We start from the raw sequence: 14780 nt of genomic DNA on the forward strand, positions 1-14780 counted from the left end.
GGGGCGGCCCGTCGGGGCCGCCCCTCAGCCTGGCGGGATCTCGGAGCGCGGCCGGTTCGGCCGTCTGCGGGCCCGGCCTGGTGGTCTCGAAGAGCGCCGGGCCCCTTCTCAGGTCAGCCTGGTGAGGATCTCCGAGAGCACCGGTTCGGTCGTCGCGAAGTTCAGCCGTACGTAGTCCGCGCCGCCCGGCCCGAACGACGCGCCGTCGTTGAGCCGCACCTTGGCCTCCCGCTCGATGACCTCGGCCATGCCGGGCTGGCCGGTGTGCAGCCAGGCCAGGTAGGTGGCCTGGGGCATCCGGTACCCGAACCGGTCCGGCAGCCGCTCGGCGATCAGCCGGCGGTTGCGGTCGAGCAGCGCCCGGGTCCGGTCCAGCCAGGCGTCGCCGTGCCGCCAGGCCGCGACCGTGGCCTCCACCCCGAACAGGTGCGTCGAGCCGAAGAGGAACGGCGGCTGCGCCGCCAGGGCCGCGCGTATCCCGGCGTGTCCGATGTGGGCGACCGAGCAGCGGATGCCGCCCAGGTTGAACGCCTTCGTGGCCGAGGTGAGGGTGACCGTGCGCTCGGGGAGGATCGTCGCGAAGGGGATGTGCCGGTGGGGCGCGTAGGTGAGGTCGGCGTGGATCTCGTCGGCCAGCACCAGCAGGTCGTGGCGTTCGGCGTGCTCGGCCAGCCCTTCCAGCTCGGCGCGGGTGAACACGCGGCCCGTCGGGTTCTGCGGGTTGACCAGCAGCAGCACCCGGCAGCCGGACAGGTCGGGCACCTCGAACCGCCACGCGTCGCCGTCCGGTTCCAGCTGGATGGGGACGAGCGGACGTTCCATGACATCGAGGGTCGTCAGGAACGGGTGGTAGGCGGGGGTGTGCAGCGCGACGCCGTCCCCCGGCTTGGTCCAGAGGTGCAGCAGCACCTGGAGGGCCTGGTTGATGTCGCTGAACGTGTGGACGTGCGAGGGGTCGGCCGTCCAGCCGTGGCGGACGGCCATGCGCTCGGCGAACGCCTCGGCCAGGGGGCCGGCCTGCGGCTTGTCCAGCCAGGTCGGGTAGCCGAGGTCGCCGGCGGCGCGGCGGGTCAGGGCCTCGATCACCTCGGGGGCGGTGGACAGGTCCATGTCGGCGATCCAGGCGGGGATGACACCGGGGGCGGTGATTGCCCATTTGAGACCGTCATGCGTCTCTTTGAGGTCCTTCATCTCTTTGGAGGCGGGGGTCTCTTTTGGGGCATTCGTGTCGGTCACGGGCACAGTCTAGGAGTCTGCGGTGTGGCGGTATGGGGGGCCTGATGCTGGCGCCTGCCGTCTGGGGCGTGGGCGGCTGCGCGGGGGTGGGCGCGTTGTGTTCCGGGGCCCGAAGGAACGTCCCGGGAGAAAGGCGAGCGGGCAATGCGACGCCGCCCTCCACGCGAGGCCGGGGTGGAAGGGCCTCGACGCTGGAGGGCGGCGTTCGGTGCGTGCGACTTGCGAGGAATCGCCACATGGCGCCGACGACCACAGCCCCCGTGCGAGGGAAGCCGGATCGCGGAGAAACCGAACGGCGGCCGCAGCCTCAAGGAGGGCGGCCGGCCGGCGGACGGGCTAGAGGCGGCGGAGGACGGCCACCACCTTGCCCAGCACGCTGGCCTCGTCACCGGGGATGGGCTCGTAGTTCGAGTTGTGAGGCACCAGCCACACGTGCCCGTCCTTGCGCTTGAACGTCTTGACCGTGGCCTCGCCCTCGATCATGGCGGCCACGATGTCACCGCTCTCGGCGACCGGCTGCTGGCGGACGACCACCCAGTCGCCGTCGGCGATGGCGGCCTCGATCATCGAGTCACCGGCCACCTGGAGCAGGAAGAGCGTGCCCTCGCCGACGAGCTGCTTGGGGAGGGCGAAGACGTCCTCCACGCTCTCCTCGGCCAGGATCGGGCCACCGGCGGCGATGCGGCCCACGAGCGGGACGTAGGCGGCGGTCGGCCGGCTCACCGGAGCCTCGTCGTCGGTGGCGTCGGGGTCGACCCACAGCACGGGCTCGCCCGGCAGGCGCACCTCCAGGGCGCGCGGCCGGTGCGGGTCGCGGCGCAGGTATCCCTTGCGCTGAAGGGCGGTCAACTGGTGCGACACGCTGGACGTGCTCGTCAGCTGCACGGCCTCGCCGATCTCGCGCATCGATGGCGGATAGCCGCGCTGCTGCACCGAATCGCGGATCACTTCGAGGATCTTGCGCTGCCTGGGCGTCAGGCCCAGGGAGTCACGCCGGCGCACCGCGAGGTCTGTGACCCCGTTAGCGTCTTCCCGCTCGCTCATGCTCTTCCTCCTCGCCTGGCGGCGGCCCGCCTCACCGGCGAACCTCCCGGTCCGTGGTCTTGATGTCGCACACAGCGACCGTATCGCTGTTGAAGATCATCTTCAAACAATTGTTCGAGTCTTCCTCGAAATTGTCGCCAGCGTGGTGTACAACATCGTACGGGAGTTCGATCGACACCGTGTTCGATTTGCTGATCTTATTTTGGCCGTTTCCTCGGGCCAGACGGCGGGAGGTCAATCGTGCGAACGACCCCGAGCACCGACACGACCAGCGAAGACGCCAACCGGCTCACCCTCATCGCCGACGCCACCCGGGGCGCGGGCCGACGGGGAGACGACCCGCACACCGGCTCCGGCCGCCACGAAAATCCGGGAAAACGACCGGCTCCCGATTCGAACACCCGGCGGCGCCGCGCCGGCGGCTCAGGGGGAGCCGTCCAAGGCTCGGGCCGCCCCCGGCTGTGGCTGGTCCCCTCCCCGCGTCCCGACGCGGACACGGACACGGACGCCGACCGGACGCTGCCTCAGAAGGGCGGTGGACAGCCTCTCGCCGACGACACACTGACTGGCCGCCGCCCCGAAGGTGAACAGGGCACCCCCGGCACGGACGTGACAAAACCCCGCGCCCGTCCGCCCGAGCCCGGCACCTGGCGCCGACGGCCGCCCGAAGCGAGCGGACGGCATACGGAAGACGAGACGGAGGGGCGGCGAGGCCGAGGTCAGGCGGAGGGGCCGGGCAGGCGCGGCGAGGCCGACATGTCAGGAAGCCGAGGTCTGGCGGAGGCGTCGGGGAGGCGAGGTCAGGGGGGCCGTGCGGCGCGACCGGCGGGCCGGAACTCGGCGATGGTGCCAGAAGGGGAGCGGGAGCGCCGGGCGGAGGCCCGGGCGGACCGCCCCTGGGAACGGCGGCGTCCAGGGGAGGCCACGGGCCGGCCCGAGCTTCGTAGGCGGCGCTCTGGTGAGCCCACGGCCCGGCCCGAGACGCGAAGGCGCCGCTCGGGCGACTCGACCGAGCAGCCCGAAGCTGAGGGGCGGCGCCGGAAGAGGAGCGAGCGGCTGGGCGAGCAGGGCCGACGCTCGGGACAGTCGGTGGAGCGGCAGGGCGAGCCAGGGCGGCGCTCGGAGCAGTCGGCCGAGCGGTCGGACAGGCGGGGGCGGCGGTCGGGACGGGTGGCGGAGCGGTTCTCGGTACGGGGGCGGCGCTCTGGGGAGGCCAAGGGCCGGGATCGGGGGCAGGTGGTGAGCGGGCCGGGGGGCTCGCGGCGCCGGGGGGCGCGGAGGAACGGGGGTTCTGGTGACGGTGAGGCTCGCGGGGGGCAGGAGATGTTGGGACGTGTTGTGGGGGCGGAAAGTGCTCCGGCCGGTGACGGTGCGGGGCTTGCACGGAATGGTCGTACGACCCCTACGGTCTTGCGGCGGCGGCGGGGCCGTGGGCGGGGTGTCGGGGTGATTCCCGCGGGGGCTGGCGTCAAGGCTGCGGCTCCTCCGGTGCGGCTGACCCGCCGGGGGCGGATCGTGCTGCTGGTGGTGGTGATGGTGTTGTTGTCCCTGGGCGGGTTCTGGCTCGGGACGCGGGCGGCCGGGCATGCGGCTGCGGGGGCCGGGGCGCCCGGCGCTTCGGCTGTGGGCGTCGGAGTGGCTGGCCGCGCGGCCGTGCGTGCTGGGCTGCCCGGCCGGGCGGGGTAGCCAGGGGCGGAGGTCGGCTGAAGGCCTCCCTGCGGGGGATCGCCGGCCGCTGAGCGCAGGGGGTAGAGCTCCGGGGGCCGGCCCCAAGGGGTCAGGGGATGGGCCCAGGCTGATGGGCCCAGGCCCAGCTAGCAGGCACAAACGGGGTCCCACGGGAACGGGCGCAGGCTGGCCTGGCCTCAAGAAAGCGGCAAGCGGCAGGTGGCCTGGCCTCAAGAAAGCGGGGGCAAGGAGTCTGTCCAAGCCGCCAAGGGTCAGGCCGGCCTGGGCCACCACCAGGCGGGCACTGGACAGCCTGACACCGGCACATCGCCCTGGCCCTGCACGCCCTGGCCCTGCACGCCCTGGCCCTGCACGCCCTGGCCCTGCACGCCCTGGCTCTGCTCGCGCTGGCTCTGCTCGCTCCGGCCCTGCGCGCGGCCATCGCCGTCGCCCGGCCGCCCAGTACTTCATGACGGCGTCTTGCTGACGGCCCTTCAGATCTGGCGGTTACCGGCCGCGCTCATCTTGACCACGACCCGCACGATCACGGACGTCGTGCGCTGGTCAGGGTGGTGGCGTCATCATCAGGCAGCCGTCCGACACTGCCACTGCCAGGGCGGATCCCCACCATGATCGCGATGTGTCACTGGAGGACAGCTAGCCGATCGGTCGCTCAACAGGCACTCCACAGGTTCTCAACATCGGCCTGGCTACCTTCGCGGTGTCCAGTACGACGAGCACCAAGGAGAACTCGATGCGAACGTTCAACACGATGGTCGTCGGTGCGGCGGTCGCCGCCGCGGCTCTGACCGCGGGTGCCCCGGCGCAGGCCTCCGTCCAGACCGGCGCCCAGACCTCCCTCACCGCCGTCACCACGGCCGCCGCGGCGGCCGGCTCGGCGACGATGTCCTGCCGTGAGGTGCGTGTGTACCGTCCGGAGATGCGCAAGGGACACGTGGCCGCGACCGGCTGGGCGATCGGCTGCTCCAGCAACCAGCGCGTCAAGATCATGCTTCAGCGCAAGCGCTGGTGGGGCTGGCAGAACATCTCCAGCGCCTCCTGGTACGGGGCCGGCAAGAGGACGTTGTACAAGGGCTGCAAGCGGGGGGACACCTTCACCTACCGCCTGCAGGGCCAGGTCAGCTACTACGCGGGAAGCAAGTACGTCGTCCACAACGGCTGGAGCCCCACGATGCGCGCCAAGTGCCCGTGACGGGCTCCGTCCGCCACCCCGTGGGATGACCCTCCACGACTCCAGTGACGCTTGGTGATCTTGAGGCGTTGGGGTCGCATGGAGACGGCCACCGCGTGATCATTCGGAGCTTGTGAAGACAGCCGAAGATCGCGCGGTGGCCGCGACCCACAGCGTTGCCCCTGACGGCTGGGTGGTCGTCTTCAAGGAGCCGGCCTTCCACTGCTGCCGCGTGCATGGCTCAGGGGCGGGGCTCAGGGGGCAGGGATGCAAGCGAAAGGCCGGGGAGGCAAGCGAAGGACGGGGAGGCAAGCGAAGTGCCGGGGTGGGGGTTCCGGGGTGTTTTGTGGGGGTAGGGGAGGGGGCTTCGGGGGTGGTGGGAGGTGGGGGGAGGCTGTGGGCTCCGGTACCTTTGTGGGGCCTGTTTGGGCTGGTCGCCGTCGGGTGCGAGGGGGCCGGTCGGGTGAGGCGCGCGAGGGGTCGGCCGGGGCGACACGCCCGGGGCCCGTGTGACGCGGGGGCTGATCAGCGACTTCAGCTCCACGGTGTTGCTCAACTTGCGTTCATGGTCGCGCGCTTCTACGGTTGGACCACAACATCTAGTAGTTACACCGATGTCGGTTCACCACACCTTGTGTTTCCGTGACCGCACCATGGCGAGCCGTGGGGCGTGCGCGAGCGTACCGCGGCGAGGGTTTTACGCGTGTGGTGGGCCGGGCGGGTCGAGGAGGCGAAGCCGTGCACTGTCCGTTCTGTCGCCACCCTGACACCAGGGTCATCGACAGCCGGTCCACGGACGACGGCGCGGCCATCAGGCGCCGGCGCACCTGTCCCGAGTGCGGGCGCAGGTTCACCACGCAGGAGACCGTCCTGCTGATGGTGAGCAAGCGTAGCGGGGTGACGGAGCCGTTCTCGCGGGACAAGGTCGTCGCGGGCGTGCGGCGGGCCTGTCAGGGCAGGCCGGTCAGCGAGGACTCGCTGGCCCAGCTCGGGCAGCGGGTAGAGGAGGCCATCCGGGCCAAGGGCGCGGCCGAGCTGCCGTCGAACGAGGTGGGCCTGGCGATCCTCGGCCCGCTCCGGGAGCTGGACGAGGTGGCCTACCTGCGATTCGCATCGGTTTATCGCGGTTTCGAGAGCCTGGCGGACTTCGAGGCCGAGATCTCACAGTTGAAGGCGGAGAAGGGGGAGTCATGACGGACACGGCCAGCGGTTCAGTGGCGCGCGGGGGTAAGCGGCCGCGTAAGGGGCTGAGGATGAAGCGGATCTTCACGAAGCCCGGCGTGCACCCGTATGACGAGGTCCAGTGGGAGCGCCGCGACGTCGTGATGACGAACTGGCGCGACGGCTCGATCAACTTCGAGCAGCGGGGTGTCGAGTTCCCCGAGTTCTGGTCGGTGAACGCGGCCAACATCGTGACGACCAAGTACTTCCGCGGCGCCGTCGGCACGCCGCAGCGCGAGTGGAGCCTGAAGCAGCTCGTCGACCGGGTGGTCGGCGTCTACACCCGCACGGGCGTCGAGCACGGCTACTTCGCCAGCGACGAGGACGCCGAGATCTTCGACCACGAGCTCAAGCACGCGCTGGTCCACCAGGTCTTCGCGTTCAACTCGCCGGTCTGGTTCAACGTGGGCACCGCCTCGCCGCAGCAGGTCAGCGCCTGTTTCATCCTCTCCGTGGACGACCAGATGGAGTCGATCCTGGAGTGGTACAAGGAAGAGGGCGTGATCTTCAAGGGCGGTTCGGGGTCGGGCGTCAACCTGTCCCGCATCCGTTCGTCCAAGGAACTGCTCTCCAGCGGCGGCACGGCCAGCGGGCCGGTCAGCTTCATGCGCGGCGCGGACGCCTCCGCGGGCACGATCAAGTCGGGCGGCGCGACGCGCCGGGCGGCCAAGATGGTCGTGCTCGACGTCGACCACCCCGACATCGAGGAGTTCATCGAGACCAAGGCGCGCGAGGAGGACAAGGTCCGCGCCCTGCGTGACGCCGGTTTCGACATGGACCTGGGCGGCAAGGACATCGTCTCCGTCCAGTACCAGAACGCCAACAACTCGGTGCGCGTCTCCGACGAGTTCATGCGCGCGGTGGAGAAGGGCGACCAGTTCGGCCTGCGTGCCCGCCTGACCGGCGAGGTCATCGAGAAGGTCGACGCCAAGGACCTGTTCCGCAAGATGGCCAAGGCCGCCTGGGAGTGCGCCGACCCGGGCGTGCAGTACGACGACACGATCAACGACTGGCACACCACGCCGGAGACCGGCCGGATCACCGCCAGCAACCCGTGCTCGGAGTACGTGCACCTGGACAACTCCTCGTGCAACCTGGCCAGCATCAACCTGCTGAAGTTCCTGAAGGACGACAACACCTTCAACGTCGCCGACTTCGTCAAGCTGACCGAGCTGATCATCACCGCGATGGACATCTCGATCACCTTCGCCGACTTCCCCACCGAGAAGATCGGCGAGACCACGCGGGCCTACCGCCAGCTCGGCATCGGCTACGCCAACCTGGGCGCGCTGCTCATGGCCACGGGCCACGCCTACGACTCCGACGGCGGCCGCGCGGTGGCCGGGGCGATCACGTCGCTGATGACCGGTGTGTCCTACCGGCGCAGCGCCGAGCTGGCCGGCGTGGTGGGCGCGTACGACGGTTACGCCCGCAACGCCGAGCCGCACAAGCGGGTCATGCGCAAGCACGCCGCCGCCAACGACAACCTGCGCACGGTCGGCACCATGGACGCGAAGATCCACGCCGAGGCGTCGCGCCAGTGGTCGGAGTGCCTGAAGGTCGGCGAGAAGAACGGCTACCGCAACGCCCAGGCCAGCCTGCTCGCCCCCACCGGCACCATCGGCCTGATGATGGACTGTGACACCACCGGCATCGAGCCCGACCTCGCGCTGGTCAAGTTCAAGAAGCTGGTCGGCGGCGGCTCGATGCAGATCGTCAACCAGACGATCCCGAGGGCGCTCAAGCAGCTCGGCTACCAGCAGGAGCAGATCGAGGCCATCGTCGAGTACATCGGCGAGCACAGCCACGTCGTCGACGCTCCCGGCCTGCGCAAGGAGCACTACGAGGTGTTCGACTGCGCGATGGGCGAGCGGGCCATCGCGCCGATGGGCCATGTGCGGATGATGGCGGCGACCCAGCCGTTCCTGTCCGGCGCGATCTCCAAGACGGTCAACCTGCCGGAGTCGGCCACGATCGACGACATCGAGCAGGTCTACCTGGAGGGCTGGAAGCTCGGCCTGAAGGCGCTGGCCGTCTACCGCGACAACTGCAAGGTCGGCCAGCCGCTGTCGGCCGGCAACGGCGCCAAGAAGGACGAGCCGAAGGCCGTCGAGGCCGAGCCCGAGGTCAAGGTCATCGAGGTCAACCGGCCGACCCGGCGGCGCATGCCCAACCAGCGTCCCAGCATGACCACCCGCTTCACCGTGGGCGGCGCCAAGGGCTACATGACCGCTTCGTCCTACCCTGACGACGGGCTCGGCGAGGTCTTCCTCAAGATGTCCAAGCAGGGCTCGACGCTGGCGGGCGTCATGGACGCCTTCTCGGTGGCGATCTCCATCGGCCTCCAGTACGGGGTGCCGCTGGAGACGTACATGAGCAAGTTCGTGAACATGCGGTTCGAGCCGGCGGGCATGACGGACGACCCGGACATCCGGATGGCCACGTCGGTGATGGACTACATCTTCCGCCGCCTGGCCCTCGACCACCTGCCCTACGACGAGCGGGCGGCGCTCGGCATCTTCTCGGCGGCCGAGCGCGCCGCGCAGCAGCGCGGCGAGGACCCGGCGGCGCTGCCGGAGGCGGTCGACCGGGAGGCGCTGGCCCAGTCGGCGCCCATCGAGAAGCCCAAGGAGGAGCCGAAGGAGGAGCCGGTCCGGGAGCTGACGCTGGAGAGCCACCAGCGCTTCACCGCCGACGCGCCGCTCTGCATGACCTGCGGCACCAAGATGCGGCCGGCCGGAAGCTGCTACGTCTGCGAGGGCTGCGGCTCGACCAGCGGCTGCAGCTGATCCACGCTGAACTGAGATGAGGGGGGCCCGGGAACGGGCCCCCCTCATCGGCTTTCCGGGGTCGGGTTCCCGTCAGGTGTTCGGGGTCAGGTTCCGGTCAGGGGTTCCGGGGTCAGGCTTCGGTCAGCAGGTCGCGCAGGATGTCGGGTTTGTCGGTGATGATGCCGTCCACCTGGTACGTGAGCAGGCGTTGCATGACGTCGGGGCTGTCGACCGTCCAGGCGAAGACCTTCATGCCGTGCTCGTGGGCCAGCTTCACGTACGAAGGGGTGAGCGCGGCGTACGGCGGGTTGACATGGTCGGCGAACCTGGCCAGGCCGGGCAGCGCGGCGGCGCTCGGCGTGCCGAGCAGCCCGATCGGCACGTCGGGCAGCAGCCGGTGGAAGGCGCGCATCGAGTCCCAGTCGAACGACTGAACCACCAGCCGCCCCGGCGCGAGCCAGGAGGGCTCGGCGCGCAGCGCGCGGACGATGCGGGCCTCGATGCCGGGGTAGAGCTTCGGCTCCTTGACCTCCAGCAGCATGCCGGCGCGGGACCCCGCCGTCGCGCGCAGCGCCTCCTGCAAGGTCGGGACCCGCTCGCCGGTGTACTCCCGGTCGAACCAGGAACCCGCGTCCAGCCTGCGGATCTGCGCGAGCGTGAGGTCGCGCACCCGCCAGGGCGCAAGGCCCGGCAGGGCGCGCTCGGCGTCGGTGGTGCGGGCGAGGGTGGTGTCGTGCATCAGGACCAGCTCGTGGTCCTTGGTCTCCTGAACGTCCAGCTCGAACAGGTCGGCCCCCTGACGGGCGGCGAGCTGGAAGGCTGCGACGGTGTTCTCCGGCGCGTACGCCGAGGCGCCCCGATGGGCGACGTTGACCACTGTGGTCACAGCGGCGGCGGAGGAGGGCGGGGAGGCCAGGGGGAGGAGGGCGAGGGGCAGGAACAGGGCGAGTCGCCGCAACATGGATCTCCTCGGTGGGGGAGAGACCGACAACCCCGACCATGACCAGCAATGATGACCGTGAGTTGAGGGCAGAGTAACGCAGCGGTGCCCATCCGATGAGGCTTCGACACGCGGACATGCCTGAGGGCGGGCCGCCCGCGGCGGCCCGCCCTCGGCTGTCACCGAACCCGGGTTACTTCAGGCCGGCGTCCAGCGCGGTGGTGAGGACGCCCGGATCGCCGGACATCTCCCAGATCATCGCGCCCAGCAGGCCCTTGCTCTTCAGCCAGGCCGTCTTCTTGCCGATCGACCAGGCGTCGTCGAACGTCCACCACTGCCCGTTGTTGCCGGTGTAGCAGTAGGTGGCGACGGCGACCTCGTCATGGCGGATCGTGCAGCCGGGCACCATGGCGAGCAGGTTGCTGTAGCCGCGCGTGCCCGCCTCCTCCTGGAACTGGCCGGGAGCGGCGCCGTGCGCGTCCTGCCACTCGCCCGCCTTGCCGCCGTCGGTCACCTGCTGCCAGCCGCGGCCGTAGTAGGCCAGGCCGATGGTCAGCTTGCGCGGGTTGACGCCGGCCTGGAGGTAGACGTCCACGGCCTTCTCGACGCTGAAGTCCGGGTTGTACGGGCTGTCCGCGTCGAGGTACAGGTTGCCCTGGTGGCCGGTGCGGTTCGGCTCCCAGGAGTTGTCGCTGCCCGCGCCGTGGAAGTCGTAGCCCTGGATGTTGAAGATGTCCAGCGACTTGGCGACCTCGGGCAGGTCCCAGCCGGCGGCGATCTTGGCCGGGTCGGCCGGGGTGAACGCCGTGAGCTGGTACCGCTTGCCGGTCGTCGTCGTCAGCGCGTCGAGCTGGCGGCGGAACTCGGCGATCAGCAGCGTGTTGTTGGCCTTGTCGTTCTGGCCGATGTGGTTGCCCGCGTGCCCCTCGGCGCCCGGCCACTCCCAGTCGAGGTCGATGCCGTCGAAGATGCCCGCGGCCGTGCCCGGACCGCCCTTGCCGTTGTAGTCGGGCAGGTTGCCCTTGATGTAGGTGTCGATGCAGGAGGACACGAACTTCTTGCGGGAGGCGTCGGTCGCCGCCACGTCGGAGAAGTACTTGGAGTACGTCCAGCCGCCGAGCGAGATCAGCACCTTGAGGTTCGGGTACTTCGCCTTGAGCTTCTTGAGCTGGTTGAAGTTGCCCTGCAGCTTCTCCCAGCCGGTGTCGGCGACCCCGTCGACCGACTGGGCGGAGCTGAACGGCCTGCCGTAGTCGGCCTCGGCGTCACCGGCGCCGTCGCCCTGGTTCGGGTCCTGCGGGTCGGACGTGGTGCCCTTGGTGACGCCCTGCAGGCAGGTCAGGTTCTTGGGGTCGATGTTGGCGAAGGCGTAGTTGATGTGGGTCAGCTTCGCCGCGGCCCCGGTGGTGTCCAGGTTGCGGACGAAGTACTGCCGGCCGTAGATGCCCCACTGGACGAAGTAGCCGACGCGGGCGTACCCGGTCTCGACGATGTCCGACGTCGTCACCTTCACCGGGGTGGAGGCGGCCGAGAGGTTGTCGTACAGGTCGCGGGCCTTGACCGTGAAGGAGTACTCGGTCGAGGGGGACAGGCCGGAGACGACCGCCGTCGTGCCCGTGACGGTCGTGGCCAGGGTCGAGCCGGCGAAGACGTCGTAGTTGGCCACGCCGGTGTTGTCGGTGGAGGCCGTCCAGGCCAGCGTGACGCTGCTGGAGGACTTGGCCGTGCTGCGCAGTCCCGACGGCACCGACGGCGCCTGCGAGTCGTCGGCCGGGTTGCGGGTGGTCACCTTCAGCGGCGCGGAGGCGGCCGACAGGGCGCCCTTGCGGTCCTTGGCCTTGACGGTGAACGTGTACTCGGTGTTCGGCGTCAGGCCGGAGACCGTGCCGGAGGTCTCGGTGACCGAGGCGGCCAGGGCGGAGCCGTTGTAGATCTCGTACCCGACGATGGGCAGGCTGCCCTGGGTGGCGGCGTCCCAGGCGAGGGAGACCGTCTTGGTGGTCTTGACCGGCGAGCGCAGGTTCCCGGGGGCGCCGGGCGGCGCGTCGGGGGTGCCGTCGCAGTTGACGTCGTTGATCCGGCAGCTCGTCGGCTCGGCGTTGGCCGTGCTCACGGTGAAGCTCGGGCTGTAGGGCTCGGTGGTCGCGCCCGCGTTCACGGTGGTGTTGTAGTGGACGGGGGTCAGGGTGACGGTCCGCCCGCTCTGGGTGAGTGAGCCGTTCTGGGCGTTGCTCGCGGTGACGCCCGCGGGCAGCTCGAACACGATCGACCAGCCGTTCAGCGCGGTGGTGCTGTTGTTGGCGACGATGAACTTGGCCGAGGTGCCGTTGACGTCGTACGTCGCGCTGACCGGCGGCTTGGCGGGCGGGTCACCGCCGGTGCCGTCGCAGTTGGCGCCGTTGATCAGGCAGCTCGTCGGCTGGACGGCCGAGCTCAGCGTCACCTTGGGGCTGTAGGGTTCGGTGTTCTTCCCCGCCTGCACGGTGTTGATGTAGAAAGCGGGGGTGAGCGTCACCTTGGTGCCGTTCTGGCGGATGGTGGCGTTCTGGGGGTTGCTCGCGGTGACCCCGGACGGCAGCTCGAAGACGATCGACCAGCCGCTGACGGCGGTCGTGCCCGGGTTGCTCACCAGGAAGGTGCCGGTGTTCCCGGAGAGGGAGAACGTGGCGATGAGGCGGCTCGCGGCCTGTGCGGGAAGGGTGCACATGCCGATGATCACGAGGACGGCGATCAGGGGGGTGACTAATCGGCGCACGTCAAGGACCTTTCTTTAAAGAAAGTTTCCTAACAATCACGCGGATCGTAAGCCCCTCCCACTCAACTTGCAAGAGCCTGTCTGATCTAGCCTGACAAGATGCGAGGGGTGCTGCCGGTCCTGCTGTCGGCGTGGTTCATGGCCCAGTTCGACTTCTTCGTGGTCAACGTGGCCGCGCCGGCCATCGAGCACGACCTGAGCGCCGGTCCGGCCGCCCTGGAGCTGATCGTGGCCGGGTACGCCTTCACGTACGCGGCCGGCATGATCACCGGCGGCCGGCTCGGCGACCGCTACGGCTACCGGCGGCTGTTCGTCCTCGGCGTGGCCGGGTTCACCGTCGCCTCGGTGTTGTGCGGCCTCGCGCCCGGCGCCGCCTGGCTGGTCGCCGCCCGGCTGCTCCAGGGCCTGGCCGGCGCCGTCATGGTGCCCCAGGTGCTGGCCATGATCTCGGCCGTCTACCCGCCGGAGCGCCGCGGCCGCGCCCTCGGCTGGTACGGCGCCGCCGGCGGCCTCGGCTCCATCGCCGGCCAGGTGCTCGGCGGCCTGCTGCTCACCGCCGACGTGTTCGGCCTCGGCTGGCGGGTGATCTTCCTGATCAACCTGCCGGTCGGGCTGGTCGTCGTGCCGCTGGCCCGCTGGCTGCTGCCCGAGGCCGACCCGCACAAGCCCGTCGCGTTCGACCTGCCGGGCGCGGCGGGGCTGGCCGCCGGGCTGGCGCTGCTGCTGGTGCCGCTCGGCCTCGGCAACAGCCTGGGCTGGCCCGCCTGGACGTGGGCCGCCATGGCGGCGAGCGCGCCGGTGTTCGCGCTGACCTGGTGGTGGCAGCGGACGCTGGCCGCCCGGGGCGGGCAGCCGGTGCTCGACCTCGGCCTGCTCAAGGTCCACTCCTACCTGGCGGGCGTCGGGGCGATCGTCGCGTTCATGGCGTACTTCGCCTCGTTCATGTTCACGCTGACGCTGCTGCTGCAGAGCGGGCTCGGGCTCACCGCGTTCCAGGCGGGCCTGGCCTTCGCGCCGATGGGCGTGCTGTTCACCGTGACCTCGCTGCTCGGCACCCGCCTGGTCGGCCGGTACGGGCTGGTCGTCGTCATGATCGGCGGCCTGGTCACCGCCCTGGGGCTGGCGCTGCTGGTGGCCGGGGCCGGGTGGGGGCTGCCGTACGTCATGGTCGCGCTCATGCTCGTGGGCTCGGGCAACGGCCTGGTCCTGCCGCGGCTCATCGGCGCGGCGCTGGTGGAGGTCGCGCCGCACCAGGCCGGCATCGGGTCGGGCGTGCTCAGCACGGCGCAGCAGTTCGCCGGCGCGGGCGGCGTGGCGGTGATCGGGGCGGTCTACTTCGCGGTCGCCGAGGGCGGCCACCACGCGCGGGCCATGCGCTGGTCGGCGGCCATCGACCTGGCGCTGATCCTGCTGGTGGTCGCGATGGTGGCCTACAACCGGCGGCGCGCGGTCAGGGCGTCGGCAGCAGGGCCCCGTAGAGCCGTCTCGCCTGGATCCTGACCACCAGCCGGCGGTCGGCGACCATGCGGTGCAGGAACGCCAGCTCGCCCGCGGCGTCACCGAAGGACGGCTGCATGGCCAGCAGTTCCAGGCCCACCTCGTCACCCGGCCGGTCGCTCACGGGGGACAGCTCGGCCTCGCCCTCGGCGACGGCGTAGGAGCCGAAGTCGTCGCTGGCGACGTAGAGCGCGCAGCGGGGGTCCTGGTGCAGGCGGCGCACCGTCAGCCGGTCGGCGACGGTCGAGATCCGCACCACCCGCCGCGGCGGGTCCCAGGTGTAGACCACCGTGGACAACTGCGGACGGCCGCCGCCGCCGTTCGTGGCGAGCGCGCCGAAGCGCTGGCCGGCGAGCAGCGCCGACAGGTCCTCCTCGGGCAGCTCCAGCGGCTGTGCGCCCATCGAGCCCATCGAGCCCATCGCCCCCATTGCCTCCTGTGACATCCTTCGACCCC

General features: G+C 70.5%; 9 protein-coding genes. 4 read left to right on the plus strand and 5 right to left on the minus strand.

Annotation, left to right across the window (positions count from 1 at the left end; translation table 11 throughout):
- Positions 1-108: 108 nt before the first annotated feature.
- A complete protein-coding gene (locus tag AB0C33_RS06200) occupies positions 109-1236 on the minus strand; it encodes an aminotransferase class I/II-fold pyridoxal phosphate-dependent enzyme (protein ID WP_358284173.1) in 1128 nt (375 codons plus the stop codon).
- Between the two features lie 336 nt (positions 1237-1572).
- On the minus strand, positions 1573-2280 hold the full coding sequence (lexA, locus tag AB0C33_RS06205) for a transcriptional repressor LexA (protein WP_352357808.1): 708 nt from the start codon (positions 2278-2280) through the stop codon (positions 1573-1575).
- 2422 nt (positions 2281-4702) lie between these two features.
- On the opposite strand from lexA, the gene AB0C33_RS06210 reads away from it, so the two are divergent.
- From AB0C33_RS06210 to AB0C33_RS06220, 3 genes are all read left to right on the plus strand, one after another.
- Positions 4703-5161, plus strand: coding sequence for a hypothetical protein (locus tag AB0C33_RS06210; RefSeq protein WP_352325990.1), 459 nt, complete (start codon positions 4703-4705; stop codon positions 5159-5161).
- Positions 5162-5878: 717 nt separating this feature from the next.
- Positions 5879-6334, plus strand: a complete 456-nt coding sequence (nrdR, locus tag AB0C33_RS06215) for a transcriptional regulator NrdR (RefSeq protein WP_103955744.1) — start codon at positions 5879-5881, stop codon at positions 6332-6334.
- A complete protein-coding gene (locus AB0C33_RS06220) occupies positions 6331-9150 on the plus strand; it encodes a vitamin B12-dependent ribonucleotide reductase (RefSeq protein ID WP_358284177.1) in 2820 nt (939 codons plus the stop codon). Before nrdR ends, AB0C33_RS06220 begins: the two co-directional genes overlap by 4 nt.
- Positions 9151-9262: 112 nt before the next feature.
- Here the strand turns inward: AB0C33_RS06220 and AB0C33_RS06225 are convergent, their stop codons facing one another.
- Both AB0C33_RS06225 and AB0C33_RS06230 read right to left on the minus strand, forming a co-directional pair.
- Positions 9263-10093, minus strand: coding sequence for a glycerophosphodiester phosphodiesterase family protein (locus AB0C33_RS06225; RefSeq protein WP_358284180.1), 831 nt, complete (start codon positions 10091-10093; stop codon positions 9263-9265).
- A 172-nt stretch (positions 10094-10265) separates the two neighbouring features.
- Entirely contained in the window at positions 10266-12827 is a 2562-nt protein-coding gene (locus AB0C33_RS06230; RefSeq protein WP_358284183.1) for a glycosyl hydrolase family 18 protein, read from the minus strand.
- A 99-nt stretch (positions 12828-12926) separates the two neighbouring features.
- Between AB0C33_RS06230 and AB0C33_RS06235 the strand changes: the two genes are divergently transcribed.
- The gene (locus tag AB0C33_RS06235; RefSeq protein ID WP_358284184.1) at positions 12927-14327 is read left to right on the plus strand and encodes an MFS transporter; all 1401 of its coding nucleotides are present in this window, start codon (positions 12927-12929) and stop codon (positions 14325-14327) included.
- On the opposite strand, the gene AB0C33_RS06240 is transcribed toward AB0C33_RS06235, so the two are convergent.
- Positions 14278-14769, minus strand: coding sequence for a pyridoxamine 5'-phosphate oxidase family protein (locus AB0C33_RS06240; RefSeq protein WP_358284186.1), 492 nt, complete (start codon positions 14767-14769; stop codon positions 14278-14280). The genes AB0C33_RS06235 and AB0C33_RS06240 overlap by 50 nt on opposite strands.
- Between the last annotated feature and the right edge of the window lie 11 nt (positions 14770-14780).

The sequence above is a fragment of the Nonomuraea sp. NPDC048881 genome (assembly GCF_040649795.1).
Taxonomy (GTDB): Bacteria; Actinomycetota; Actinomycetes; order Streptosporangiales; family Streptosporangiaceae; genus Nonomuraea.